General features: G+C 68.0%; 26 protein-coding genes and 1 pseudogene. 15 read left to right on the top strand and 12 right to left on the bottom strand.

Going from position 1 to position 24391, the window contains the following annotated elements; all coding sequences use genetic code 11:
- Positions 1 to 10: 10 nt before the first annotated feature.
- The 4 genes from HQM25_RS00470 to HQM25_RS00460 form a co-directional block, all read right to left on the bottom strand.
- Positions 11 to 1015 carry a hypothetical protein gene (locus HQM25_RS00470; RefSeq protein WP_172988419.1) on the bottom strand — a complete coding sequence of 335 codons (1005 nt, stop codon included), beginning with the start codon at positions 1013 to 1015 and terminating at the stop codon, positions 11 to 13.
- Between the two features lie 477 nt (positions 1016 to 1492).
- Complete coding sequence (locus HQM25_RS00465) at positions 1493 to 3274, bottom strand: DUF2326 domain-containing protein (RefSeq protein WP_172988418.1); 1782 nt, start codon at positions 3272 to 3274, stop codon at positions 1493 to 1495.
- Complete coding sequence (locus tag HQM25_RS17990) at positions 3271 to 3510, bottom strand: ABC-three component system middle component 8 (RefSeq protein WP_367948285.1); 240 nt, start codon at positions 3508 to 3510, stop codon at positions 3271 to 3273. The genes HQM25_RS00465 and HQM25_RS17990 overlap by 4 nt, the downstream gene beginning before the upstream one ends.
- A complete protein-coding gene (locus HQM25_RS00460) occupies positions 3497 to 4450 on the bottom strand; it encodes an ABC-three component system protein (protein ID WP_172988417.1) in 954 nt (317 codons plus the stop codon). The genes HQM25_RS17990 and HQM25_RS00460 overlap by 14 nt, the downstream gene beginning before the upstream one ends.
- 603 nt (positions 4451 to 5053) lie before the next feature.
- Here HQM25_RS00460 and HQM25_RS00455 point away from each other — a divergent pair.
- From HQM25_RS00455 to HQM25_RS00445, 3 genes are all read left to right on the top strand, one after another.
- Complete coding sequence (locus HQM25_RS00455) at positions 5054 to 5305, top strand: type II toxin-antitoxin system Phd/YefM family antitoxin (protein WP_172988416.1); 252 nt, start codon at positions 5054 to 5056, stop codon at positions 5303 to 5305.
- The gene (locus HQM25_RS00450) at positions 5302 to 5562 is read left to right on the top strand and encodes a Txe/YoeB family addiction module toxin (RefSeq protein WP_172988415.1); all 261 of its coding nucleotides are present in this window, start codon (positions 5302 to 5304) and stop codon (positions 5560 to 5562) included. Before HQM25_RS00455 ends, HQM25_RS00450 begins: the two co-directional genes overlap by 4 nt.
- A 340-nt stretch (positions 5563 to 5902) precedes the next feature.
- Positions 5903 to 7573 carry an alkaline phosphatase D family protein gene (locus HQM25_RS00445; RefSeq protein ID WP_172988414.1) on the top strand — a complete coding sequence of 557 codons (1671 nt, stop codon included), beginning with the start codon at positions 5903 to 5905 and terminating at the stop codon, positions 7571 to 7573.
- An 18-nt stretch (positions 7574 to 7591) separates the two neighbouring features.
- On the opposite strand, the gene HQM25_RS00440 is transcribed toward HQM25_RS00445, so the two are convergent.
- Positions 7592 to 8491, bottom strand: coding sequence for a TerC family protein (locus HQM25_RS00440; RefSeq protein ID WP_172988413.1), 900 nt, complete (start codon positions 8489 to 8491; stop codon positions 7592 to 7594).
- A gap of 128 nt (positions 8492 to 8619) precedes the next feature.
- Between HQM25_RS00440 and purL the strand changes: the two genes are divergently transcribed.
- From purL to HQM25_RS00420, 4 genes are read left to right on the top strand one after another with little or no spacing between them, the layout of a single operon-like run.
- Positions 8620 to 10968, top strand: coding sequence for a phosphoribosylformylglycinamidine synthase subunit PurL (purL, locus tag HQM25_RS00435; RefSeq protein WP_172988412.1), 2349 nt, complete (start codon positions 8620 to 8622; stop codon positions 10966 to 10968).
- A gap of 53 nt (positions 10969 to 11021) precedes the next feature.
- Positions 11022 to 11159 (top strand): hypothetical protein, encoded by a 138-nt coding sequence (locus HQM25_RS00430; RefSeq protein ID WP_172988411.1) that lies wholly within the window; start codon positions 11022 to 11024, stop codon positions 11157 to 11159.
- A 42-nt stretch (positions 11160 to 11201) separates the two neighbouring features.
- A complete protein-coding gene (locus HQM25_RS00425) occupies positions 11202 to 12182 on the top strand; it encodes a hypothetical protein (protein WP_172988410.1) in 981 nt (326 codons plus the stop codon).
- A gap of 43 nt (positions 12183 to 12225) precedes the next feature.
- Positions 12226 to 13056, top strand: a complete 831-nt coding sequence (locus tag HQM25_RS00420) for a hypothetical protein (RefSeq protein ID WP_254359454.1) — start codon at positions 12226 to 12228, stop codon at positions 13054 to 13056.
- 267 nt (positions 13057 to 13323) lie between these two features.
- Here the strand turns inward: HQM25_RS00420 and HQM25_RS00415 are convergent, their stop codons facing one another.
- Positions 13324 to 14283 (bottom strand): hypothetical protein, encoded by a 960-nt coding sequence (locus HQM25_RS00415; RefSeq protein ID WP_172988409.1) that lies wholly within the window; start codon positions 14281 to 14283, stop codon positions 13324 to 13326.
- A gap of 8 nt (positions 14284 to 14291) precedes the next feature.
- Positions 14292 to 14924: a hypothetical protein gene (locus HQM25_RS00410; protein ID WP_172988408.1), complete on the bottom strand. Its 633-nt coding sequence runs from the start codon at positions 14922 to 14924 to the stop codon at positions 14292 to 14294.
- A gap of 321 nt (positions 14925 to 15245) precedes the next feature.
- Here HQM25_RS00410 and ppk2 point away from each other — a divergent pair, with 321 nt between their 5' ends.
- On the top strand, positions 15246 to 16154 hold the full coding sequence (gene ppk2 / locus HQM25_RS00405) for a polyphosphate kinase 2 (RefSeq protein ID WP_438803612.1): 909 nt from the start codon (positions 15246 to 15248) through the stop codon (positions 16152 to 16154).
- Positions 16155 to 16166: 12 nt separating this feature from the next.
- Here the strand turns inward: ppk2 and HQM25_RS00400 are convergent, their stop codons facing one another.
- On the bottom strand, positions 16167 to 17408 hold the full coding sequence (locus HQM25_RS00400; protein WP_172988406.1) for a low temperature requirement protein A: 1242 nt from the start codon (positions 17406 to 17408) through the stop codon (positions 16167 to 16169).
- 97 nt (positions 17409 to 17505) lie between these two features.
- On the opposite strand from HQM25_RS00400, the gene dinB reads away from it, so the two are divergent.
- From dinB to HQM25_RS00380, 4 genes are all read left to right on the top strand, one after another.
- The gene (gene dinB / locus HQM25_RS00395; RefSeq protein WP_172988405.1) at positions 17506 to 18702 is read left to right on the top strand and encodes a DNA polymerase IV; all 1197 of its coding nucleotides are present in this window, start codon (positions 17506 to 17508) and stop codon (positions 18700 to 18702) included.
- 324 nt (positions 18703 to 19026) lie between these two features.
- Positions 19027 to 19731, top strand: a complete 705-nt coding sequence (locus HQM25_RS00390) for a lipoate--protein ligase family protein (protein WP_172988404.1) — start codon at positions 19027 to 19029, stop codon at positions 19729 to 19731.
- Positions 19732 to 19754: 23 nt separating this feature from the next.
- Entirely contained in the window at positions 19755 to 19910 is a 156-nt protein-coding gene (locus HQM25_RS00385; RefSeq protein ID WP_172988403.1) for a hypothetical protein, read from the top strand.
- A gap of 20 nt (positions 19911 to 19930) precedes the next feature.
- Positions 19931 to 20071: a hypothetical protein gene (locus HQM25_RS00380; protein WP_172988402.1), complete on the top strand. Its 141-nt coding sequence runs from the start codon at positions 19931 to 19933 to the stop codon at positions 20069 to 20071.
- Between the two features lie 22 nt (positions 20072 to 20093).
- On the opposite strand, the gene arr is transcribed toward HQM25_RS00380, so the two are convergent.
- On the bottom strand, positions 20094 to 20519 hold the full coding sequence (arr, locus tag HQM25_RS00375) for an NAD(+)--rifampin ADP-ribosyltransferase (RefSeq protein ID WP_254359452.1): 426 nt from the start codon (positions 20517 to 20519) through the stop codon (positions 20094 to 20096).
- A 120-nt stretch (positions 20520 to 20639) separates the two neighbouring features.
- On the opposite strand from arr, the gene HQM25_RS00370 reads away from it, so the two are divergent.
- Genes HQM25_RS00370 through HQM25_RS00360 form a run of 3 tightly spaced genes read left to right on the top strand, consistent with a single transcriptional unit; the run spans position 20640 to position 21683 of the window.
- A complete protein-coding gene (locus HQM25_RS00370; RefSeq protein WP_217275168.1) occupies positions 20640 to 20918 on the top strand; it encodes an ArsR/SmtB family transcription factor in 279 nt (92 codons plus the stop codon).
- A 2-nt stretch (positions 20919 to 20920) separates the two neighbouring features.
- Positions 20921 to 21313, top strand: coding sequence for a VOC family protein (locus HQM25_RS00365; RefSeq protein WP_302182834.1), 393 nt, complete (start codon positions 20921 to 20923; stop codon positions 21311 to 21313).
- Positions 21314 to 21326: 13 nt separating this feature from the next.
- Complete coding sequence (locus HQM25_RS00360; protein ID WP_172988401.1) at positions 21327 to 21683, top strand: iron chaperone; 357 nt, start codon at positions 21327 to 21329, stop codon at positions 21681 to 21683.
- A gap of 176 nt (positions 21684 to 21859) precedes the next feature.
- Here the strand turns inward: HQM25_RS00360 and HQM25_RS00355 are convergent, their stop codons facing one another.
- The 3 genes and pseudogenes from HQM25_RS00355 to HQM25_RS00345 form a co-directional block, all read right to left on the bottom strand.
- Entirely contained in the window at positions 21860 to 22540 is a 681-nt protein-coding gene (locus HQM25_RS00355) for a pentapeptide repeat-containing protein (protein WP_172988400.1), read from the bottom strand.
- 30 nt (positions 22541 to 22570) lie between these two features.
- Entirely contained in the window at positions 22571 to 23227 is a 657-nt protein-coding gene (locus tag HQM25_RS00350) for a hypothetical protein (RefSeq protein WP_172988399.1), read from the bottom strand.
- A 16-nt stretch (positions 23228 to 23243) separates the two neighbouring features.
- A pseudogene (locus tag HQM25_RS00345) lies at positions 23244 to 24277 on the bottom strand (LLM class flavin-dependent oxidoreductase).
- Positions 24278 to 24391 lie beyond the last annotated feature (114 nt).

Here is a 24391-nt window from a genome sequence, read left to right as displayed (position 1 = left end):
TGAAGTCCGATCATCGGCGCCTCGACAACTGACTGTTCAGCGCCTCGATCACGGTCGTGACGGCCGGTGCATCGAAACCGCCCGATAGGAGGCGAAGTCGGTGAGTGTGTTGCTCGCCGTTCTCAGCACGCCCATCCGCGTGCCTCCCGACCTCGCGAACCTCAAGCAGCCCAAACCAGTCGAGCGTCTTGCGGGCCGACGAGTAGACATCGCGATGAATCCCGTAGTTCCGCAACCGAACGTCCGGAGGCACCACAAGGGCGCCGTTCTCCCACCATGCATCGCGTGCGCACGCCATCATCAAGAGGATCGCGATCTCCGAGTCTTCGAGCACCTGGAGCCATCCGTTCGTGACGAATCCACTGGGCAGGGCAAAGGTCGGCTCGGCCTTGGTGGGGACTCGGTACTCGTCGGCTTCTCCGAGTGCTTCGACCCCTCGCTCATCGAGGAGGACGAACCGCTCGTAGCGGTCGCGCCTACCTGGCCCGTCCGCGAAGTCAACCAATCCCGCATCCGAGAGCGCGAGGAGCGCGCTCCGAACGCTGCGAGCGCGCTTATCGCGCGCGGTCATGAGCACTCCGTCGCGATTGCTGTCGGACGCGTCAGAGGCGAGCAGGTCTGACCATCCACGAGAACGGGAACTGCCTCGCACCTCGAATCCGAACTCGACGAGCTTCGCCCTGGCACCCGGCTTGCGTCTGGTCTGAACAAGCGCGAGCAGCGTCAACTCGAATCGGAGTGCCGCGCCGCGACTGCTCATGAGCCGAGTAGCAGGCGGGCGCAGCTCGCGGGGCGGAGCGCTTCGATCTGACGCATCCTGATCGATGCCCTCATCGCGGAAGGAGAAGCCGGGACGAATCGTGAGCCCCTCTGCGGGCAGCTCCGCACCCATCGACTCGTATACCCGCTCGATACGCGGAAGCTGTTCTGGCCGGCTCAGTCGATGCAGCCGCGCGTTGAGCTTCGTGGACTCCTTCGCGGTGGGAGCACGCGAGAATTCGACCGTGATAGGCACAATCTTGGTCCAATCTGTGACGCTTCAGGCTGGACGTTTCAACCAGCCAGAATCTCTCTTACTGTCTCAGACTTTCTTGATTGTCCTGGCCGGTTAAGGCGCAAATCGATCATATCCCCGGAAGCGCTCGGCGTGTGCGTTACTTGGTCATCGAGAATCCACCCAGGGGCGAAGGAGGTGACCGCAGGTGGGAACAAGCAAAGCACCGCGACCGGATACGCAGATCAAGGTCGGAATGTGGTCAACGATCGCCGACGCGGTCCAATCGGGCTGGGGCAGCACGGCGCGACTCCTCGTCATTCTTGTCATGCTCGGCACGATTCTGACGGGCGCGGCTATGGCGACGGGGGAAAGCGAGCTCGTGGGGCTCGTGCGGACGTTGTTGGACGGGCATCCATAACCCGACCCAAGTGGATACTTGAGAACAACTCCGCGCGTGCACGATCGAGCGCCGCTCAATGATGGGCAAGTATCGGCTCACCATGCGGGCATCTTGAACAATCGGCCATCGTCGCCATCGTCATGCAGCGCTATGACGATGTCGTTGGGGGTGAGCGAATCGCTGACCGGCCCAGGGAAGTCGCTATCAAGAGCGGAGAACACGATCTGGACTCCATACTGGGCGTACTGCCGGAACACCTCGAGGAGCTTCTCGCGCTTTCGCGGCTCCAGCTGCTCGAGTGCGCCGTCGTGGTAGACGAATCGCGCGAAGGGGACATCGATGAATGAACGCAGCATCGCCAGATCGAACGCGATGCACAGCAGCTTCTTGTAGGTCGTTCCCTGGTCTCCACTCGTCGCGATACCCGACTCCCCGACAAACTCTGCGGAGAAGTCGAGACCGCCGGACGCATTCATCCTCGCCGCGAGAATTGCGCTCTGGCCCGTCACGTGAGAGACAACCTCATTGAAGTAGGATCTCAACCTCGCGAATCGGCTCGAGGAGTCGCCGCTCACTTCCAAGAGGTTGGCCTCGACCTCGCTCTCCAGGCGACCAAGCTCCTCGGTCGCTTCCCGATGCTCCCGGCGCACGTTGATAAGCCGCGCCGCCGACTCGCGCCGCGCCTCAAGAACAGCCAGTTCAGACGATAGCTTCGAGACCTCCGAACTCAGCTCCTTGTACTTTTCGAGCGAGGCTGACTCATGCAGGAACGCCAGCGCCCGGGAGCGGCGTGAGTTTAGGTCGGAGAGCTCGGCCTCCAGCGCGTCAAACCTCTCGGCAGCGCGCGCTGCTTGATCCTGAAGCGCCTCCCGCCGCTCAGCTGTAATGGCGCGGTTGAATGCGACCAGCTCGTCGAATGAGCGCACCAGTTGTTCGCCGAGAACCACGCCCGCCTCTGCGAACAGGGCCTCGACCTGCTTTGGCTTGACAGTTATCGTCCGTTCTGCGAGTGACGAGCTGATCCTCGCCAGCAGTTGCTGAAGCTCGTAACGCTCCTCATTGGCACGCAGGATCTTCAGCTCGATCTCGTCCACGAGGGATTCGGAAACCCTGGCATCTTCCTCGTGGAAGTCGAAGGTCTCGAGGGCGGCTGAGCGCGAGACCAGGGCCTCCTTCTTGAGCGCAATGAGCCCGTCTAGAGATGCTGAGTCGTCGTGTCCGCCCCACTCGGCCACCAAGGTCTCCAGCTTGCCCTTGAGTTGCTCGACTACCTCGCGTTGATCGTAGAGCGCCCGGACGTCGGCCGACCCTAGTCCAAGTAGGTGAGCCACGAATGGCTTCCAATCCTGGTGCTTGCCCGAGAACTTGCCCAGCTGAAACACGTCCTGGTAGTCCTGCTGGGTTCGGATCAGGTACCCGACCAGCTTCCGGAACTCCCACGGCGATAGTGCGCCCCAACCCAGAATCCCGTCGAGCATCTTGCGCGCACGCTCGAAGGCAAGCCCATGCTGGTCCCAATCCTCAGCAGGTACAAGCTGAGCGTCGGTGATCGACGATTCGCTACGAACGATGGAAATGCGAGAGCCCGGGTTGACGGGCCGCGCAACAGTCACGAACCCGCCTTCAGCGAGCTCGAGTTCGATGAAGAATACGAACGAGTCGAACGCGGGCACTGCGAACAGGAATTGGTCCTTCGACTTCTGCTTCAGAAGGCAGAAGTCGATGAGTTCGCCGAGCTTCGTCTTCCCGAGATTGTGCGTGTCAATATCACGCACATCAGGCGCGTGGATCTCGGCCACCACAGCAGAGAGCCCGTGATTGAACTCGATCGGCTGGAAGATCTCCGGCTTGTTCGAGTAGAGACGAGTGATCTTCATTGTCTTTCCGTAAGTTCGAAAGCGTCAGCCTTCGGTAGATACCGAATCAAGCCAACGAGGTACAGAAGGTCAACTGCCGGCACCAGGAGGTAGTCCGCTCGACTCGTGCTTGCCTGCACGGCGTTATGCACCTCGTCGTACGTTGCCACGCGCGTGCGACGCAGAAGCTTCAGGGCGGCTCCGGCCGCCGCGAGGACTGTGTGGTCGGGGTGGGAGTGCTTGCTAGGGACCAGCATGGGCCACGCGTCCAATGTCGCAATGCCAGTACATATAGAAGAGCAGGGCGCGAAGACTCTTCTTGTTGCTCGCAAGCACACCATCGCGTCTCGCAAGCGCATCGACGAGGAGATTAAAGATGCGCTCGAAGGACTTGTGCTCGTCGTAGGCAGCCAAGATCTTCAGCTGGAAGTCCTCCACCGCGGCGTCATACAGATCCTTAACGTCCGCGTTCATCGGATCCGCGAGGAAGGCGTCAATCGCGGGGGTGTAGGACAAGTACCGATCGCTCAGCTCCTTGGCAAAGTCGACGCCCACCCGGTTCGAACGGTTCTTTTCAGCGTAGGAGACGCGCGACGTCACAGCGAGCTCCTCGGCGACCTCGTCGTCCGCGAGGCCGGCGCCCACCGCCAGGATGATCTCGGCAATCTCGTAGCTCGAAACCAAGAGTGATCCACCGGGGAAGGTGATTCCTGCGAGCTTGATCAGGTCGGCTCTTTCGCGCAGCAGGGACGACAACCGCTCGACGCCCATCAGGCTCACCCGATCCATTGCGAGGCCCGCGTCGCTGGAGATTCGTCGCGTGATCAGCGGCGCGGTCCTTCCTCCAAGCCTGCGATTGGACACCAACAAGTAGTTGTCGCACTCGTTCGCGTCCACGAGCGCCTTGATCCTCGAGATCTCTTCCGACAGCACGGAACTCTTCTTGGCGCCGCTGAATGCGCCCTCGGCAAAGTGAGCATTGAGTGCGTTCGTGTGCTTCGCCTGTATCACGGTGATGCCACCCCATGGGCCGGCAGTGCTTGGGAACCGCTCAGCGACGCCGTGAAAGCGCGCATCCCGCCCGCCGTCCGGACCCTTCGCGAACTCCTGAACTCCGGCGCCGAAGAGGTAGCGTGCGCACTCGACGACGAGGCGTTCGAACTGGTCCTCGTGGAGGTCCTCGAACGGATATGACATTCCCCAATGCTATTGGGGCATGCATCGTACCCCCGCTGCCACACGGCTGGGACACGAGCGGGTCCATCGTCCGCGCCAGCCGTCGCGGCTCGCCGACGCAGAGCGCCACCGCCGCGAAGGCGGCGTGGGCGTGACTCGGCGCTTACGCGCTGACGGGCGCAGGACGCCACGCCAGGCTCGTGTGTCTGACGCCGAGCCGGTAGGTCTCATGATCTCCCCCTGACCGCAAGCCGGTCGGCAGGTGATCAGTCTGTGTTCGCTCGCAGGAATGCGGTTCCGACCCCGTGTGCCAAGCGGAGGAGCCGCTTTCGCCCAGTTGTCATGAGGGCGAGAAGCATAAGTGGTGCGAACCACCAGTGTGCGAGCGCAGCTACCCAAATCGCTTGCCCGAGCACGACCAAGCCATCCCAGCGCGCCTGCCACATCGCGTCCCGGATCGGATCGATGTCGATCATGGTTCCCCCTCGTCATGACGTCGCGCTCAGAACTATCAGTAACTTCCGACATTCATCGCGGCGAGAGTCTGCCCGCCCGATGGTCGGTCGGCTACCGTACGCCAGAGTGGTACCGTTTTACGTACTACTCAGCCGAGGGGGAGCATCCATGTCCGCTATCACCGCGACCGAAGCGCGAAAGAGCCTGTTCGGACTCATTCAGCAGGTCAATGAGGACCACACGACCGTTGAAGTCGTCTCCCGCCGCGGCAACGCCGTGATCATGTCCAAGGACGACTTCGACGCACTGACCGAGACGGCCTACCTCCTGCGCAACCCCGCGAACGCGGAGCGGCTGCTGGAGGCCGTCGAGCGCGCACGTCGCGGAGAGTTCGAGCAGCACGACCTCCTCGACGCGTGACCCGCGCGCTCGCCTTCGACCCGCACGGGTGGGAGGACTACGTCTACTGGCAGACGCAGGATCGCAAGACCCTCAAGCGAATCAACATGCTGATCGCGGACGTTGTTCGTGATCCGTTCGAAGGCATCGGCAAACCCGAACCGCTCCGCCACGTCCTGTCCGGGGCATGGTCTCGACGCATCGACGAAAAGAACCGACTCGTCTATTACGTGACCGATGACCACATCGTGATCCTCCAGGCGCGAGACCACTACTGACAGGTTGCCGAAGATCCGGTCGCGCTTCGCGCACATTCCCCGACTCCAGTACCCCGAATCAATCCCCGGCGCGTGCGAGACGACGCGAGTGCGAATGACCGGCGCGCTGACATGCACGCTCAGGGCATGCCCAGCGGGCGGCCGAGCCGACACTCCGCCGGCCGGATGCCGACGGCGACGGGCTCCACTGATCACCCCGGCGACGACGCGCGCTCATCCCCTCGCGAATGTGCGCCGCTCCATGCCCGATCACGTGAGATCGGTGACCCGCCTGGCGTGAACCCCACTTCACCGCGAGCACCTCTGGCCGCTGTGGTGCCGTTCGCGGTACAACGGGTTCATGGGATCCCCGCTGCTGTTGGGGCCGATGCTGCGCTACGTCGATGAGACGTCGGCCGCCATCTGGTTGGAGACACGAGCCGACTGCCTGGTGAACGTCCGAGTCGAGGGACGATCCTGGCAGGCCCGCACCTTCACTGTGCACGGGCACCATTACGCCCTCGTCGAGGTCGACCAGCTTGAGCCGGGCAGCGTCTCCCCGTACGAGGTCGAGGTCGACGGAGTCCCGGTGTGGCCCGAGCAGGGCTCCCAGTTTCCCGCCTCGGTGATCGCCACACGCACGCCCGGGCAACGGCAGCGAATCGCCTATGGGTCGTGTCGCACCAGCGTCGCCCACGACCGGTCGGGCAACCGAACACATGGCGTCGACTCGTTGCGCGCCTTCGCCCTCGCGCTCGCCGAACACCGTGAGACCCGCCCGGATCTGCTGCTCTTCCTCGGCGACCAGGTGTACGCCGACGTGACCACGAAGGAGATGCAGGAGTTCATCCGCAGCCGCCGCGACATCCATGAGGAACCGGGCAAGGAGCTCAAGGACTTCGAAGAGTACGCCCACCTGTATCAGCTGGCGTGGTCCGACGACGCGAATCGGTGGCTGCTCTCCACGGTGCCGAGCGCCATGATCTTCGATGACCATGACATCCGCGACGACTGGAACGCGTCGCTCGATTGGAAGAAGAAGATGGAGGCCACCTCCTGGTGGCACGAACGCGTGGTCGCCGGCCTGGCCTCGTACTGGGTGTACCAGCATCTCGGCAACCTCTCGCCCCGCGAACGCGCCGCCGACGAGATGTGGCAGCGTGTCAGTCGGCAGGACGCCGCCGCCTCCCCCGATCTCAGCGCCTCGCTCGACGAGTTCGCCAGCCGCTGCGACAGGGATCCCGAGAGCTATCGCTGGAGCTTCTCCCGAGACCTCGATGAGACGCGTCTGATCGTCGTGGATTCACGCGTCGCGAGAGATCTCACCCCGTCGTCGCGGGGGTTGCTGAACGATCACGAGCTGCAGTGGTTCGATGACCGGATGCAGGGCGGATTCCGCCACGTCCTGGTCGCCACCTCGCTCCCGTTCCTGCTGCCGCTGGGTTTGCACCACGTCGAGGCCTGGGATGAGGCGATCGCACAGGGGGCGTGGGGGCGGCCGGCCGCGTGGGTGGGGGAACGGCTGCGGCAGGCCGTCGACCTCGAACATTGGGCCGCGTTCCAGAACAGCTTCCAAGCGGTTGCCGCGATCGCGACGGAGCTCGCAGACGGCGAGCGCGGGCCGGCCCCGCAGACGGTGACATTCCTGTCCGGCGACGTGCACTACTCGTACCTGGCCGAGGTCGAGCGCGACAGCGGCAGCCGCATCGTGCAGGCGGTGTGCTCCCCCATGCGCAACCCCCTGCCCCGCTTCCTGCGCTGGTTCTCCGTGGTGATGTCGTACGGCGCGGCGACGCCGCTGGGCGCCGCCGCCGCGCATTCCGCCAAGGTGCCCGACCCGCCCTTCCGCTGGAGGACGGTGAAGGGTCCGTGGTTCGACAACAACGTCGCACTGCTTCAGGAGGAACCCGAGGGCCTCACGATGACGTGGCACACCGGCGTGGTCGAGCACGGCGACGAACTCCATCCGCGTCTCGAAGAAGTGGCATCCATCACGGTGCCGGCGAAGCGAGACACTCCCGTGTCGTCCTGACCCGGGCACCCCGGCTGATCAGCCCAGGCCCTGGCGCTCCTCCGCGGCACCGGCGACATCCCCTGACACGGGCTTGCGGGACAGGCCCACCGAACCCGAGGCCGGGTCCTTCGACAGGGCCGCGGCGACCGCGACCGACTCGTCGACGTCCGGGTACTGCGGGCGCAGCTGAACAGCGGTCTGCCTCTTCTTCTCACGCGCGGCCTTGCGCGCCGCGTAGGCCAGGTTCAGCGCCTCGACGAAGATCGCGAACGCCATCGGACCGTAGATGAACGCCTTGTCGATCTTCACCTCGAAGCCCTCGGCCACGAGGAACACGCCGATCAGCAGCAGGAACGACAGCGCGAGCATCTTCACCGTCGGGTGCTTGTTGACGAACGCGAAGATGAAGCGGGACGCGAACAGCATGATGCCGAACGACAGCACGACGACCGTGATGATGACGAGGAGGTTCTCGGTCATGCCGACGGCGGTGATCACCGAGTCGAGCGAGAACACGAGGTCCAGCAGCAGGATCTGCAGCAGCACCGATCCGAACGTGACGGTGGCCCGCTTCGAACCGGCGGACTCCTCCTCGTGCCCCTCGAGCTTGTGGTGGATCTCGGTGACGGCCTTGTAGACGAGGAACAGACCACCCGCGATGAGAATGAGGTCCTTCCACGAGAAGCCCATCTCGCCGATGAAGAACACGTCCTCCTTCAGCGTGATGATCCAGCCGGCGAACAGCACGAGCACGACGCGCATGAGCATCGCGAGCGTGAGTCCGAGGTTGCGGGCCTTCGCCTGCTGCTCCTTGGGGAGCTTGGAAGCGAGGATCGAGATGAAGATGACGTTGTCGACGCCCAGCACGACCTCGAGCACGAAGAGCGTCACGAAGACGGCGACGAGATCCGGGGTGAATTCGAGGGAGAACTCCACGCGTCGATCCTATGTGTGAGTGGATGCCGCGCCCGCGGCATCCACTCTGTGAACGGTGTCATCGGCGGGCATGCCGCGAACTAGACTTGACGGGTCCGGCGCCCTCGAATTTCTGGAGCTCAGCCGCCATGACCACTCCCTCTGAGACCACCGCCGTATCGCGCCCCTCGGCCGACACCGTCGACAACGCGATCGCGACCCCCGAGAAGGAGCAGCCGTACGCGGCGCTCGGACTCAAGACCGACGAGTACGAGCAGATCAAGACGATCCTCGGCCGCCGCCCCACCTCGGGCGAGCTGGCGATGTACTCGGTCATGTGGAGCGAGCACTGCTCCTACAAGTCGAGCAAGATCTACCTGCGCCAGTTCGGCCAGAAGGTCAGCGACGAGATGCGCGAGCGCCTCATGGTCGGCATGGGCCAGAACGCCGGCGTCGTCGACATCGGCGAGGGCTGGGCGGTGACCTTCAAGGTCGAGTCGCACAACCACCCGAGCTACATCGAGCCGTTCCAGGGTGCTGCGACCGGCGTCGGCGGCATCGTGCGCGACATCATCTCGATGGGTGCGCGCCCGGTCGCCGTCATGGACCAGCTGCGCTTCGGCGCCATCGACAACCCCGACACCGCGCGCGTCGTGCACGGCGTGGTCAGCGGCATCTCGTTCTACGGCAACTGCCTGGGTCTGCCGAACATCGGCGGCGAGACGGTGTTCGACGCCGTCTACCAGGGCAACCCGCTCGTCAACGCCCTCGCGGTCGGCGTGCTCCGCCACGAAGACCTCAAGCTCGCCAACGCGTCGGGCGCGGGCAACAAGGTCGTGCTGTTCGGCGCCCGCACCGGCGGCGACGGCATCGGCGGAGCATCCATCCTCGCCTCCGACACCTTCGCCGACGGCGGTCCCACCAAGCGCCCCGCCGTGCAGGTGGGAGACCCCTTCGCCGAGAAGGTGCTCATCGAGTGCTGCCTCGAGCTGTACCAGGGCGAGCTCGTCGAGGCGATCCAGGACCTCGGCGCCGCCGGCATCTCGTGCGCGACGAGCGAGCTGGCCGCCAACGGCGGCTCGGGCATGCGCGTCGACCTCGAGAACGTGCTGCTGCGCGACCCCACCCTCACGCCCGAGGAGATCCTCATGAGCGAGAGCCAGGAGCGCATGATGGCGATCGTGGCCCCCGAGAAGCTGGATGCGTTCCTCGAGGTCGTCGCCAAGTGGGACGTCGAGACCAGCGTGCTCGGCGAGGTCACCGGAGACGGCCGCCTGCAGATCTTCTGGCACGGCGAGGAGATCGTGAACGTCGACCCGTCGACGGTCGCCGTCGACGGCCCCGTCTACGAGCGTCCGGTCGCCTACCCGACCTGGATCGACGCGCTGCAGCTCGACTCCGCGGCCGCCCTCCCGCGGCCGGTCGACGGGGAGACCCTGCGCCGCCAGTTCACGCAGCTGGTCGCGAGCCCGAACCTCGCCGACACGTCGTGGGTGACCAACCAATACGACTACTACGTCATGGGCAACACGGCCCTCAGCTTCCCCGACGACGCCGGCATGATCCGCGTCGACGAGGATTCCGGCCTCGGCTTCGCGATCGCCACCGACTGCAACGGCCGCTTCTGCCAGCTCGACCCGTACGAGGGCGCCAAGCTCGCCCTCGCCGAGGCGTTCCGCAACGTCGCTGTCACCGGCGCCTCCCCCGCCGCCGTCACGGACTGCCTGAACTTCGGCTCCCCCGAGAACCCCGAGGTCATGTGGCAGTTCTCGCGGGCCGTGGAGGGCCTCGCCGATGGATGCCTCGAACTCGGCATCCCGGTCACCGGCGGCAACGTGTCGTTCTACAACCAGACCGGCGACCAGCCGATCTTCCCGACCCCGGTCGTGGGCGTCATGGGCATCATCGACGACGTCGCCCGCCGCATCCCCTCGGGATGGCAGGACGCCGGCGAGAACATCTACCTCCTCGGCGTCACGTCGACGGAGCTCTCGGGCTCCCAGTGGGCCGGCACGATCCACGGCCACCTGGGCGGACGCCCGCCGGCCGTCGACCTCGCCGGCGAGAAGAAGCTCGCCGACCTCATCCACGCCGCGTCGCTGCAGTCGCTCGTCTCCAGCGCCCACGACCTGTCGTCGGGCGGCCTCGCGCAGGCCCTCGCCGAGAGCTCGATGCGCTTCGGCGTAGGCGCCCGCGTGTGGCTCGACGAGATCATGGAACGCGATGGGGTGGATGCCGCATCCGCACTGTTCTCGGAGTCGACCGGCCGCGTGATCGTGTCGGTGCCCCGTGAGGACGACGTGAAGTTCCGCGGTCTGTGCGAGGGACGCGGCTACCCGGTGCTGCGCATCGGCGTGACCGACACCGCCGCCGACGGCGACCCGGCCGCTCTCGAGGTGCAGGGCCTGTTCACGGTGCCGCTCGCCGAGCTGCGCGAGCTGTCGCAGGCGACCCTTCCCGCTGCGTTCGGCCCGATCGTGGCAGAGCCCGTCGCCTGAGCGCCTTCGGAGGGCGACCGCTCCGACGACACGCCGCACCTAGACTGGATCGCATGACAACCGACGACGACGAGTACCGCGGCTTCAACGACACCCGGCAGCGCCGCGTGAAGGTCGTGGCCTGGGTGGTCATCGTGGCGCTCATCCTCGTCGGCGGGGGCGCCACCGTCTTCGCGCTGCTGTTCGGCTGATCCCCAGCCCGGTCGGCGAACGACCGGACTAGCATGGGGCTCGTGGATCCGCTCTGGGCGATGATCGCCGAGTTCTGGTGGGTCGGGCCCGTTGCGGCGGGCGCGGGCACGCTCGGCTTCTTCGGGCTGCGCTACCAGCGCGGCCTCGATGCGCGGCGCCTCGAATACGACGCCGCCCGCCTCGAACTCCACGACGCGCGCGCGCGTGCTGCCGGCGCGCGCATGTCGGCGAAGGTCGCGCGCGCCGAGCTCGCACGGCTGCAGGCCGAACGCGCCGCCGCCCGCGCGACCCCCGATCAGGTGGCCTCCGCACGGCAGGACCTCTCCGCCGCGCAGCGCGAGGTGAAGGCCGCGACCGCGAGCGTGCGCGTGCAGCGCACCCATGTCACGGCCGCCCGCGCCGCCGTGCCCGCGACCACCGACCCGACGCAGCTGCCGCTGGCCCGCACCGTGGCTGCCCACGATGCGGTCACCGCGCGCTGGCTCGAGTACGAGACCGATCCCGCGCGCCGCATCGCCTTCTCCGCCATGAGCGACGGGCGTCAGCCCGCGACCGCCGCCCTCGCCGCCGCGCATGCCGAGGCCGCGCGGCTGCGCCCGGCATCCACTCGCCTTCGCATGACCCCCGCCGAGTTCGCCGCCTACCGGGCCGCCGTCTCGCGCCTGGAGCACGCGTTCCACACCGCCGAGGCGGAGGCGTGGCGGCAGGCGCGCGCCGAGGGCACCGTGCCCGTGGGCGCGGCCGGTCCGTCCGACCCGCGGCCGCAGACGCCGGCGGTGGACTGGAGCGCCGTCGCCCAGGAAGTGCTCGCCCGTTCGACCGACGCCCTGACCCGCGCCGCCGAGACCGCAGCGGCGGCTATGGCGGCCCGCACCGGTGAGTCGACGAAGCGGCAGGATGCCTCCGCGGCGCCACCCCCGACGCCCGAGCCCGCGCCCCGACCCCCGCGACAGACGCCGAGCAGAGGGCCGAATCCCGTGTGGCCGGTGCCTTCGCGCAGCCACGACGGGCGCACAACCTGACGCGACCGCTCCCCGACGGGGCGAGCCTGGTTAGCATGAACGGGTGGAGCCGTTCTTCGACTTCCTCGGAAGCTACTGGTGGCTGGCGTTTCCGGCCTTCGGGCTGCTGGCTGCGGCCGGCAACGCCTGGGAGCGCGGCGCCCGCCGACGCCACAAGCAGCGTCTCGAGGTGATGCACGCCAAGGCTGAGCTGAAGGCGGCTCAGGCTGCGGCGCGCGGCAAGCCCGTGCCCGCGGCATCCCTCCCGACGATCACGGGAGCCACCGCGACATCCAGCGCCGCGAAGGCGATGGATGCCGCCAAGCCGGCCCCCGACGCGGTGCAGGCCGAGCTGCAGAAGCTGATGGCGACGCACGATGACATCGCGGCCCGCTGGCTGGAGTACGAGCTCGACGTGGCGAAGGTGATCGCCTTCCCGGCCATGAGCGACGGGCGCCAGCCGCTGACCGCGGCCTTCCTGCGGGCGAAGCGCGTGGCCGACGGCCTGCGGCCGGCGTCGCCCAAGGCGAAGCTCGCGCCGGAGCAGCTCGCGGCCTACCGCGCGGCCGTCACCGACTTCGACGTGGCCTTCGACCTCGCGGAGCGGGATGCGCGCCGCATCCGCGACTCCGAGTTCAGCGCCGGCGAGCGCAAGCGCCTCGACACCGCCAAGCAGCTGCTCACCGTCGCGGTGGACCAGGCGGCGACACCCGCGGAGCGTCAGATCGCCTACCGTCGCGTGCGCGAAGAGCTCAACGGCCTCATCGCCCTGTCCGACGACGCGATCGAGGGGCTCGAGAAGAAGGTGATGCTCGAGATCGCGACCCCGCCGCCGGTGCAGCACGACCGGCCGGAGCGGCCGGAGCGGCACGACCGGTCGGAGCGGCCGGAGTGATCTGCGCCCTCCTCACGTGCCGAGATCAGGTGATCCGCGCCTCCTCACGTGCCGAGATCAGGTGATCCGCGCAGCCTCGCTTGCCGAGATCAGGTGATCTGCGCCCTCCTCACGTGCCGAGATCAGGTGATCCGCGCCTCCTCACGTGCCGAGATCAGGTGATCCGCGCCCTCCTCGCTTGCCGAGATCAGGTGATCCGCGCAGGACAGGACGATGGGATGCCGCTGCGGCCTGTCTCCGGCAGATCACCTGATCTCGGCAAGTGGATCAGCAGTCGAAGTCCTGCGCGAACTCCGGCCTGACGAACTCGACCCGCACCGGATCGCTGCGCGGGAGCACGATCGCGCCGCCCGTCGGCCAGCCGGCCGGGAGCAGGAAGTACGCGGAGTCGGTGGCGATGACCAGCCTGAGGCCCTCGTAGCGGTACATGTATGCGGCTCCCCCTTCGGCGGCAGCGACGCAGGTGCGCTCGCTCGCCGCGGCGGCCGGGATGCTCAGCTTCTCCTTGCTGTAGACGATCGCGTGCGGTTCCTCCGGCGCCTCGATCACCGTGCGGTATGCCCGCGTCTCGCCGACGACACCGGCGTAGTTCGTCACCGACCAGAAGAGGCCGATGCCGACGACGACGAACAGCGCGCCCCACTCGGCGACGGCGATCCAGCCGGGCAGCGTCGCCCCGCTCGCCGACCGGAGCCGCCAGTGCAGATTCGAGGCGAGCGCCAGCAGCAGAGCCCCGCCGGCGAGACACAGGCCCGGGACGGCCTTCATCTGGTCGAAGGTCTCGGGTCGAAGGATGCCGCGCACGGCGACGCCGAACGCGATCACACCCAGCACGAGGGCCACGACGGCTCCCACGCGCTGGACCGCCCGCCGTCGCTCGGCCGTCAGGCGCCCGGCGAGGATCCGAAGCGTCCAGAACCCCAGCAGCAGGAGGAGCGTGATACCCAGGATCGGAACGAACAGTCCGTCGGCGCTGCGCACGAGGTAGTCCTGGGTCGTGAGTCCCATCACGGTGTAGTTGATGCCGAAGTAGTGGAAGTACCAGTACGCATGCTGCACGCCGAAGTAGAACATCAGCGCCGTGATCAGCGTGATCGGGGCGACGACGGATGCGACACCACGCAGCGCCTTCATCAGCTGCGCATTCGACTCGGCCTCGGGCGGGTGCGCGGGGCGCCGCCGCGACCCGGCCAGGCGGGTGGCGGCGGCGGGACGGGGCCGGGACATGGCGGTTCCTAGCCCGACGGCGTCGGGGTCGGAGCCTCGGTCGGCGCCTCCGTCGGAGTCGGCGACGGCTCCTCCGTTGGAACGGGCGCCTCCGTCGGAGTCGGCGTCGGGTCGTCACAGGGATCGCTGATCAGGATCGTGACCAGGTCGTCGCGGTGCGGCGTCTCCGGGATGTCGATGTCGTACGTGGGATCCGGAGACCGCACCTCGAGGAGGGCGCAGTCGGTGGAGGATTCGAACTCGGGGTCGGGGTCGACCACGACCTCGACATCCACACATCCCGGCCCGAGTTCGCCGCACGCGTCGTAGATCGCCGAGAAGACGACCCCCTGGGTGACGCTGTCGGTCCAGCTGCTGCCGATGACCACGTTGATCTCCGGAATGTCGACCGGGCTCGGCACCGCACCCCCGGTCGGCGGCGGAGGCGTCGGCGGTGGAGGCGTCGGCGTCGGACCTGCGGTCGGCGACGGTGTTGCGGTCGGAGTGCCCGTCGGCGCCGGAGGCGACGGAGCCGGACTCGGCAGCGTGAGGGGGTCGATCGTCCCGCCGCACCCGGCGAGCAGCATCCCGCTGACCCACAGCGCCGCCAGTGCCGCGGCGCTCACGGCGCCTCGGCGTCGATCGTGGTCCTGGACTCGCATGGTGTCGTCTCCTCGTGTCGGATCCGCCCCTTGATAAGGAAGCCGCTGCCCGCCCGCCTGATACCTCGCCGCGCGATGACCCGCCCGTTCGTGGCCGAGATCAGGTGATCTGGCGAACACAGGACGATGGATGCCAGACCAGCCTGTCTCCGGCAGATCACCTGTTCTTGGCAACAGACCAGCCTGTCTCCGGCAGATCACCTCTTCTCGGCAAGTGGTGAGACGGGCGACGGGACGCGCGTCACGTTCCGACGCACCCACGCGTCACCGCGGCACGGCATAATGCGCACGAGGCGGCGAAGTCCGCCGGAGGAGGCCCAAGTGAAGGACAACGTTCCCGTGGAGGGCCTGCGCGAATACATCGAGCACCTGCGGCAGGAGGGGTACTCCGTCCGCGATGGGCACACGGCCGACCCCGACCTCATCGATCCGCACGGCAATCCGATCTACACGTGGCAGGAGGGCTACCCCTACCCCGAGCTGATGGACCGCGACGACTACGAGCATCAGAAGTACGCCCTCCAGGTCGAGCTTCTGAAGTTCCAGTACTGGCTCGAAGACAACGACCGTCGCGCGATCATCCTGTTCGAGGGTCGGGATGCCGCGGGCAAGGGCGGCACCATCAAGAGGTTCACCGAGCACCTCAACCCGCGCACGGCCCGAGTGGTCGCCCTGAACAAGCCGACCGAGCGCGAACGCGGCCAGTGGTACTTCCAGCGCTACATCGAGCACCTCCCGACCGCGGGCGAGATCGTCATGTTCGACCGGTCCTGGTACAACCGCGCCGGCGTCGAACGGGTCATGGGGTTCTGCAGCGACGAGGAGTACCAGCAGTTCATGGTGCAGGCGCCGCAGTTCGAGCGGATGCTCGTGGATTCCGGCATCCATGTCACCAAGTTCTGGTTCTCGGTCTCGCGCACCGAGCAGCGCACCCGATTCGCGATCCGTCAGCTCGACCCGGTGCGCCGCTGGAAGCTGTCGCCCATGGACCTGGCCTCGCTCGACCGCTGGGAGGACTACACGCGTGCGAAGGAGGAGATGTTCCACCGCACCGACAAGCGGCACGCGCAATGGATCATCGTGCGCTCCAACGACAAGAAGCGCGCACGGCTGAACGCGATGCGGCACTTCCTGAGGCAGTTCGACTACGAAGGCCGCAACGACGCCGTCCTCAGCAAGCCCGATCCGCTGCTGGTGATGCGCGGCATCCGCGAGACCGCCGACGAGTGACCGCTCGGCAGCTCAGAGGGTCTCGAGCACCCGACGCGCGTGGGTGTCGCCGTAGACCTCGTAGCCGACCACGCTGATCCACGGCGCCGCGGTCAGCACCAGCACGGGCCAGGCGATCGACACCCCCGTCATGGCCAGGCCCACGGCGCCGGCGATCGTCGCGACCGTCGCGACGATGAGCCACGTGTGGACCGGGTCACGCCCGGGCAGCACCAGGTGGAAGGCGGCGTAAAGGGCGAGCACGTACACCAGCAGCGGGATCGCGACCGTGAGGGTCGTGGCCACCGCATCGAGTTCGCTGTGGTGTTCGAGGTAGTAGGCGACCGCGTGGAGCCCCGCGCCGACAGCGGCGATCGCTGAATAGAGCACGAGGTGCGAATAGGCCCACCGCACGGCCAGGTCGCGCCGGCGGCTGAGGATCTCCCCGTGCGGGAGCGCGAAGTACACCCACCACATGCCGACCACCATGGCGATGCCCGAGAACGCCAGCACCGCGGCATCCACGGTCCACCCCACCTCGACGGTGACCGCGCCGACCGCGGTGGTCGTGCCGAGCACGACCTCGCCGAAGGTGATGATGCCCAGCAGGCCGAACCGTTCGGCGATGTGGTGCGGGTGGATGGGCAGGCGCCCTTCGCGGGACTCCAGGATCGCCGACCCACCGACCTCCGTCAGGTAGAGGGTGGTCATGAGGGCCAGCAGCACGGGCACCGGCAGCGGGAACGCCGTGATGATCCACCCGATCTGGGCGGCGCCGATGATCTTCACGTAGCCGAGCAGCACGGGTCGGTGCTCCGGGTCGTTGCGCGCCGCGCGCAGCCAGAGGCTGATCATCGACAGACGCATGATGACGTAGCCGACGACGATCACCGCGTTATCGAGGCGCCCCTCGTCGAAGCCCGCGAACAGGTCGCCGATGCCGAGCGCCAGGATCGTGACGCCGAGCATCTGCACGAGCGTGGCGATACGGAAGCCCCAGTCGTCGGTGTCGTAGGCCGACGCGAACCACGCGAAGGTCATCCAGGCCCAGATGATCGCGAACATGCAGAAGAGGAAGGCGAGAAGGCCCGACACCACATGGCCGGCCGCGAGGCTGTGCGCGAACTCCGACCCCGCGATCGAGAACGCGACGACGAGGGTCAGATCGTAGAGCAGTTCGAGCGGGGTGGCCGCCCGGTGGGCGTCGCGGGGGTTGCGACCCGACATGGGCACGAGGCCGTGCGGGCGCCGGGGGCGGGTGCTGCCGGAGGTCATGGCGCTCACCCTAGGGCGAAACCGCGTGGCGCGCGACGGTCCCGATGTCGGAAGTGCGTGTCACGATTCGTAGAACAGATGTTCGAGAGAGGATGCCATGCGAGGCGAGTCGACGGTGCTGCACGCCGACCTCGATGCGTTCTACGCCTCGGTCGAGCAGCGCGACGCCCCCGAGCTGCGCGGGCGGCCCGTGATCGTCGGCGGCGGCGTGGTGCTGGCGGCGAGCTACGAGGCGAAGGCGCGCGGGGTGCGCACGGCGATGGGCGGGCGGCAGGCGCGGGAGCTGTGCCCGGATGCCGTGGTGGTGCCGCCGCGGATGGAGGCCTATTCCGCGGCCAGCAAGGAGGTCTTCGCGATCTTCCGCGACACGACCCCGCTGGTGGAGGGCCTCTCGATCGACGAGGCGTTCCTCGAGGTCGGCGGGCTCCGTCGCATCGCGGGCACGCCCGAGCAGATCGCGGTGCGGCTGCGGGCACGCGTGCGCGCCGAGGTCGGGCTGGCGATCTCGGTGGGCGTCGCGCGAACGAAGTTCCTCGCCAAGGTGGCGAGCGCGGTGAGCAAGCCCGACGGCTTGCTGGTCGTCGAGCCGGAGCGTGAGGAGGCGTTCCTGCTGCCGCTGCCGGTCGAGCGGCTGTGGGGTGTGGGCAAGGTGACGGCCGAGAAGCTGCACGGGCTCGGCATCCACACTGTCGGCGAACTGGCCGAGCTCGAGGCGTCGGCAGCCGAGCGGCTCCTCGGCAAGGCGACCGGCGCGCACGTGCACGCGCTGGCGCGCCTGCGCGACCCACGGCCTGTCGACACCACCCGGCGACGCGGCTCGATCGGCTCGCAGCGAGCGCTCGGCAACCGCCCGCGCACGGCTGACGAGCTGGAGGTCATCCTCACCCAGATCGTCGACCGCCTCGCGCGGCGCCTCCGCGATCGCGACCGGGTGTGCCGCACGGTCGTGCTGCGCCTCCGCTTCAGCGACTACGCGAAGGCGACGCGGTCACGGAGCGTCCGTATCGCGACCGACCGCACAGCGGTGCTCCTCGGCGTCGCGCAGGGGCTGCTCGCCGCCGCGATGCCCGAGATCGCTGAGCGCGGGATCACCCTGATCGGGGTCTCGCTGTCGCAACTTGGCCACGTCGACAGCGTGCCGCCGGAACTGCCCATCGACTGGAGCGACGGTGCACGCCTCGACACGGTGCTGGATGCCGTGCGCGACCGCTTCGGCGCGGCCTCCGTCGCCAGGGCCGCCGTGCTCGGTCGTGATCCGGGGATCACGGCGCCCCTGCTGCCGGAGCACGAGTGATCGCGGGCGAAATCAGCCCGTGGGCCGCGGGCCGTGATCCGCCGCATCGGGCTCCGCCCGCGCGACATCGGCGATGTCCTCCTCAGGACGTGGGGGGACCGACTCGTCGGCCTCGAGCTCCGGAACGCTCGTTTCACCGGGAGCCGGAATGTGCGGACCGGGGCCAGGCTCGAAGTTGATGGACATCGGCGTCCTCCGTTCGAAGACTCGTGCTCTCAGTATCGCCGAGCCCGCCTCAGCCCGCGGCGAGCGCAACCCGACGGCCGCGCAGCGGTCTCCGTGCTCAGTGTGCCACGACCCTTCCCACCGTGAGAGTCTGGGCGCATGGCCGCAACCGACGAGCTGCCTGCGAACGCACGCGCCCTCGTCATCCGACAGGACGAACAGGTGGATGCCGCCACCGACCTCGCACGTTCGGTTGAGCTGCTGCGTGCGGTGGCCGACGGGTCTATCCGCGAGGATCGGGTGCTGCGGCTCGCGACCCCGGTTCCCACGGTGGCGATGAGCAGGCGCGAGAGCCGCCTCCCGGGCTTCGAGACCGCCGTCCGGGCATCGCGCGCGCACGGGTTCGACCCGGTGATCCGCCCGACGGGCGGGCGCGCGGTCGCCTACGACGAGACGTGTCTGGTGTTCGACCTCGTGACCCGCGAGGATGAGAGCTCGATCGGCCAGGCGGCGCTGTTCCGCGAGGTCGGCGACGCGCTCGTGCGCGCGCTGCGCGGCCTCGGGGTCGATGCCCGCGTCGGCGACGTTCCGGGCGAGTACTGCCCCGGTGAGTTCAGCATCAACGCGCGGGACGCGGTCAAGCTGATCGGCACGTCCCAGCGCGCCGTGCGGGGAGCGCGCCTGCTGAGCGGGATGCTGCCACTCGGCGGCATCCACTCGTTCGTCGCGGTGCTCACCGAGGTCAACGCCGCTCTCGGCCTCGACTGGGACCCGGCGACGTTCGGCAGTCTCGCCGCCGAGGTCGACGGGCTGCCGCGGCGGGCCGTCGAAGCTGCGATCGCGGCAGAGTTCGCAGGGCGCTGACGCGGGGCCGGTACGCTCGATCCATGTTCATGGGGCTCAACGGCTGGCTCTTCGTCATCCTCACGTATCTGGTCATCGTCGCGGTCGTGGGCGGTGCCCTCTACGTCGTTGTGCGCGTGGCCGTCGTGCACGCCCTGCGGTCGCACACCCGCTGGCTCGAAGAGCGGGCGGCGGAGTAGCGCGTGCGAAGGGGCCGGGCATGAAGCGGGATGCCCCGGACCCGCGCGCCTGCCCGACGTGCGGCGATCCGCTGCGGTTCGAGATCCTCGACGACGAGCGCTTCCTCGTCGCGTGGTCGTGCGTGAACTGCGGACTCATCCGCACGACCGAGCCGGCCTGAGACGCCGGGCCGAGAGACTCGGCTAGTTGATGATCTCCGCGTTGCTCACGCGGAGCGCGTCGAGCCTGACGCGCCACTCTTCGAGCGCCTCGGGGGTCAGCCGCGTCCAGTCGTGGATCTCCTCCACCACGACCATCGGCGCGCGCGTGCGGAATGAGCGCGTGGGGTTGCCGGGGAACTTCTTGTCGGTGACGTTCGGGTCATCCTCGAAGTCGCCCGTCGGCTCGACGCGGTACACGTGCGGCTCCGCACCCTCGGGCCCGAGCAGCACCGCCAGTTCGGCCGCAAGCCCCGCTCCATCGCGCAGCGCGGTGAAGTAGACGTGGTTCATGAGGACCTCGGACCGGTAGTTCGATGGATGCCCCGCCACAAGGTGATCGCCGGCGCCGAGCGCCGCGCGGGTGCCGTGGAAGAAGGGCCCGTCATCGAGTCGGGAAGTCTCGGTCACGGGGTCATTCTCGCATCGGGTCCCCTCGCTGTGCATGGTTGGCGGAGCGAGATCCGCGCGTACCAGCACACCCTCCGACCCACTTGACATGCAAGCATCCACTTGCCTATTCTTGAGGCCGTGGGAGACGTGTACCAGGCACTCGCCGACGACACGCGACGGCGCATCCTCGACGAACTGACGGAGCGAGACGGGCAGAGCCTGTTCGAACTGTGCGGGCGTCTGACGATGCGGTACGGCATCTCGTCGAGCCGCCAGGCCATCTCCCAGCACCTCGCGGTGCTCGAAGAGGCGGGTCTTGTCAGCTCGCACCGCTCCGGCCGCACCAAGATCCACCACCTCCACACCGAACCCCTGCGCGAGATCACCGAGCGTTGGATTCTGCACCCGAAGGACTGACCATGGGCATCCGCATCACCGTGACGAGCGTGTTCGTCGACGACCAGGCCAAGGCTCTCGCCTTCTACACCGAGAAGCTCGGCTTCGTGGTGAAGAACGACATCCCGCTCGGGGAGTTCCGCTGGCTCACCGTCGTCGGCCCCGACGAGCCGTCGGGCACCGAACTGCTGCTGGAGCCCGACCAGCACCCGGCGGCGAAGGCGTACACGGCGGCCCTCGTCGAAGACGGGATTCCCGCGGCATCCTTCACGGTCGACGACGTCACGGCCGTGCACGCGGAACTTTCCGCGCAGGGCGTGCGGTTCACCCAAGAGCCGACCCCGATGGGCCCGGTCATCACCGCGGTGCTCGACGACACGTGCGGCAACCTCGTGCAGCTCACGAGCCCGGCCTGAGGCCGAGGTCGGAATGACGGACACCACCGACCACGACGGATACATCGCGGCTGCCCCCGCGCAGTTCCGCCCCGTACTGGAGACGTTGCGCGCGCAGCTCTCCGAAGCGCTGCCCGACGCCGAGGAGGTCGTGCAATACGGAATGCCGGGGTTCCGGATCGGGCGGACGATCGTCGCCGCCTACGCGGCCTTCAGCAAGCAGTGCGGCCTCTACCTCTCGGCAAGCGCGCTCACCGCCCACGCGGACGACATCGCCGCTGCAGGATTGAAGGCGACCAAGACGGGGATCACCTTCCGCGTCGACGATCCACCCTCCGCCGAACTCGTCGAACGCCTCGCACACGCTTCGCGAAGGGATGCCGGCCTGTAGCCGGCATCCGACACCGACCCCCTCTCGCTCGCCGGCAACCTCCGCTAGCCTGGGGGCGCGTCGACGTCGCCGCTCTCGCCCGGCAACGCTTCGGCGCCCGCGGAACTATCGGGTACGAGCGCTCCCGCTCGAGTGACGCCGCGAGGACGATACGCGGCGATGTGCCCGGCCCTCGCTCAGAGCACGTCGACGCCGGCGAGGGCGGCGAGCGCCGGCGCCATCTGCTGCAGCTGCGTCTCCGAGATGGTCGCCCCGCGCAGCCCGGGGAGCCCCACGATCTCCTGAAGCTGTGCACCGCGCAGATCGACGTCTGCCAGAGCGGCGCCGGTCACGTTGAGCGATCGCACGCCGGTCGCCGTGAAGGAGACCCGCCGCGCCTTCGCGTCGAGCAGGTCGATCTCGTCGACGGTGCAGTCCTCGAACGCGATGTCCATCAGATCCGCGCCGCGCAGATTGACGAAGCCCAGTCGGCATCTGAGGAACCGGATGCCGCGCCACGACGCGTCGTACGCCTCGATCGAACCCAGCCGACTGTCGGAGACGATCAGATCACGCGCGTCGGTGCGCGCGGCCGAGACCACAGGGATGTCGGCCCGCTCGATCACGGATTCGGCCAGACGCACGCCCCGGATCGTCCATGATTGCGCGCGAACGCCGTCGAAGCGGCATCCATCGATCATGTCGCCGAGGGGAACGCGCCAGTCCACGAGCTCGACGTCGGTGTACGCCACCGCCTCAAGCCGACCCGCCTCGAGCGCGGCGGTGTCTCCGGCGGGCATGCCGTCGAGCGCTCGCGCGTCGAAGTCGAACAGCGGCGCCTGCGGGCCCGGGTCGTGGCGGGATCTCGACGATGCCATGCCGGCCAGCCTAGCCATGGGCTCCGACGGTCACGTCGAGCGGTAAACCTCGACCGTGCGCTCGGGCACGCGGGCGGCGAGCACCAGCGCGAGCACGCCGAGCCCGAGGGTCGGTGCGAGGAATCCGATCAGGCCGATGATCGTCGCGAACGCGACGTAGGCCTGGGCGTCGGCGGACGCGATGGACGCGAACAGCATCTGCGGCAGCACGCCTGCGGCCACGGAGACCATCAGCGCCCACGACGGCGCCCACCGCCACGGGGGCGGCACGACGCCGGCGCGCGCGATCTGCACGACCGCGATGAGCGCTGCGGCGAGCGAGACGAGGAGGTTCACGAGGAAGACCGCCGTGAGCACGTTCTCGGCCGCGCGGTAGGCCGCGAGGCCGGCTTCGAACGTCGCGTTGTCCATGCGCGGAAGGAACGGCTGCGCGATGCGAGCTGCGAACGGCCACAGAGCGACGACGGCGAGCGCGATCACGCCGAGCGGGCGCCGCGCGACGACGCTCGCCTCCCGCGTCCATCCGATCGTGAAGACCAGCACGGCCAGCGCGAACACCACGTCGGTCGCGACATCGAACGCGACGACCGGACCGATGCCGATCACCGAGTACTGCAGCATCCCGAGCACCGCGCAGAGCACGAGACCGATGCCGCCGATCGTCCACGTCAGGCGTGCGGGTCGCATCCTCCGACCCTAGCGCTCAGCCCTCCGCGAGCAGTTCGCGCACGCGCGGCACCACGCGGGTGCCGTACAGCTCGATCGAGCGCATCAGGTGGTCGTGCGAGAGCGGGCCGTTCGAGAACTTCAGATCGAAACGGTCGAGGCCGAGCAGACGCACCGTGTCCGCGATCTTGCGCGCCACCGTCTCCGGGGACCCGGCGTACACCGCCCCTCGGGGCCGAGGTCGCGCTGGAAGGCGAGCCGACTGTACGGAGGCCACCCGCGCTCCGCGCCGATCTTGTCGCGATTCACCTTCATCGGCGGGAAGAGCGTCTCCCACGCCTCCTGGTCCGTCTCGGCGATGTGACCGGGCGAGTGCACACCCACCGGGAGCGTGCCGTGGCCGAACTCGGCCGACTGGCGATGGAACAGGTCGACGTACGGGCGGAAGGCCCCGGCCGACCCGCCGATGATCGCGAGCATGAGGCCGTAGCCGTACCGCGCGGTGCGCACGACCGACTCGGGCGACCCGCCGACGCCCACCCACGCGCGGATGCCGTTCTCCGTCTTCGGGAACACATCCGCGTCCTGCAGCGCCGCGCGCGTGCGGCCCCGCCACGTCACCGGCTCCTCCTTCAGCAGCCGGCTGAACAGGTCGAGCTTCTCCTCGAAGAGCACTTCGTAGTCCGCCAGCGAGTATCCGAACAGCGGGAAGGACTCGATGAACGAACCGCGACCGAGGATGACCTCCGCACGCCCTGCCGACACGGCATCCAGCGTCGCGAAGCGCTCGTACAGCCGCACCGGGTCGTCCGACGAGAGCACGGTGACGGCGGTGCCGAGATGGATGCTGCGGGTGCGGGCCGCGGCGGCCGCCAGCACGATCTCGGGGCTCGAGACGGCGAACTCGCGTCGATGGTGCTCACCGACCCCGAAGAACGACAGACCGACCTCGTCGGCGAGCACCGCCTGGTCGACCACGTTGCGGATCGTCTGCGCGTCCGACAGCAGATTCCCGTTCTCGTCGGCCGTGACATCGCCGAACGTGTCCAGCCCGAATTCCACGTCGCTCATCGCACCCTCTTTCATTCGTTCGCATGCAACGCACGCCGCGCGGATGTATTCCGCGTCCGCGGCACCAGCTGACGCGTCGGCGCAATACTGAACCCAGGTAATCATGTACTAAGG

Origin of the sequence: Microbacterium hominis, from assembly GCF_013282805.1 — a bacterium.
In the GTDB taxonomy this organism is placed as follows: domain Bacteria; phylum Actinomycetota; class Actinomycetes; order Actinomycetales; family Microbacteriaceae; genus Microbacterium; species Microbacterium hominis_B.
The sequence above is the reverse complement of the archived record's forward strand: the minus strand, read 5'-3'. Positions and strand labels throughout refer to the sequence as shown.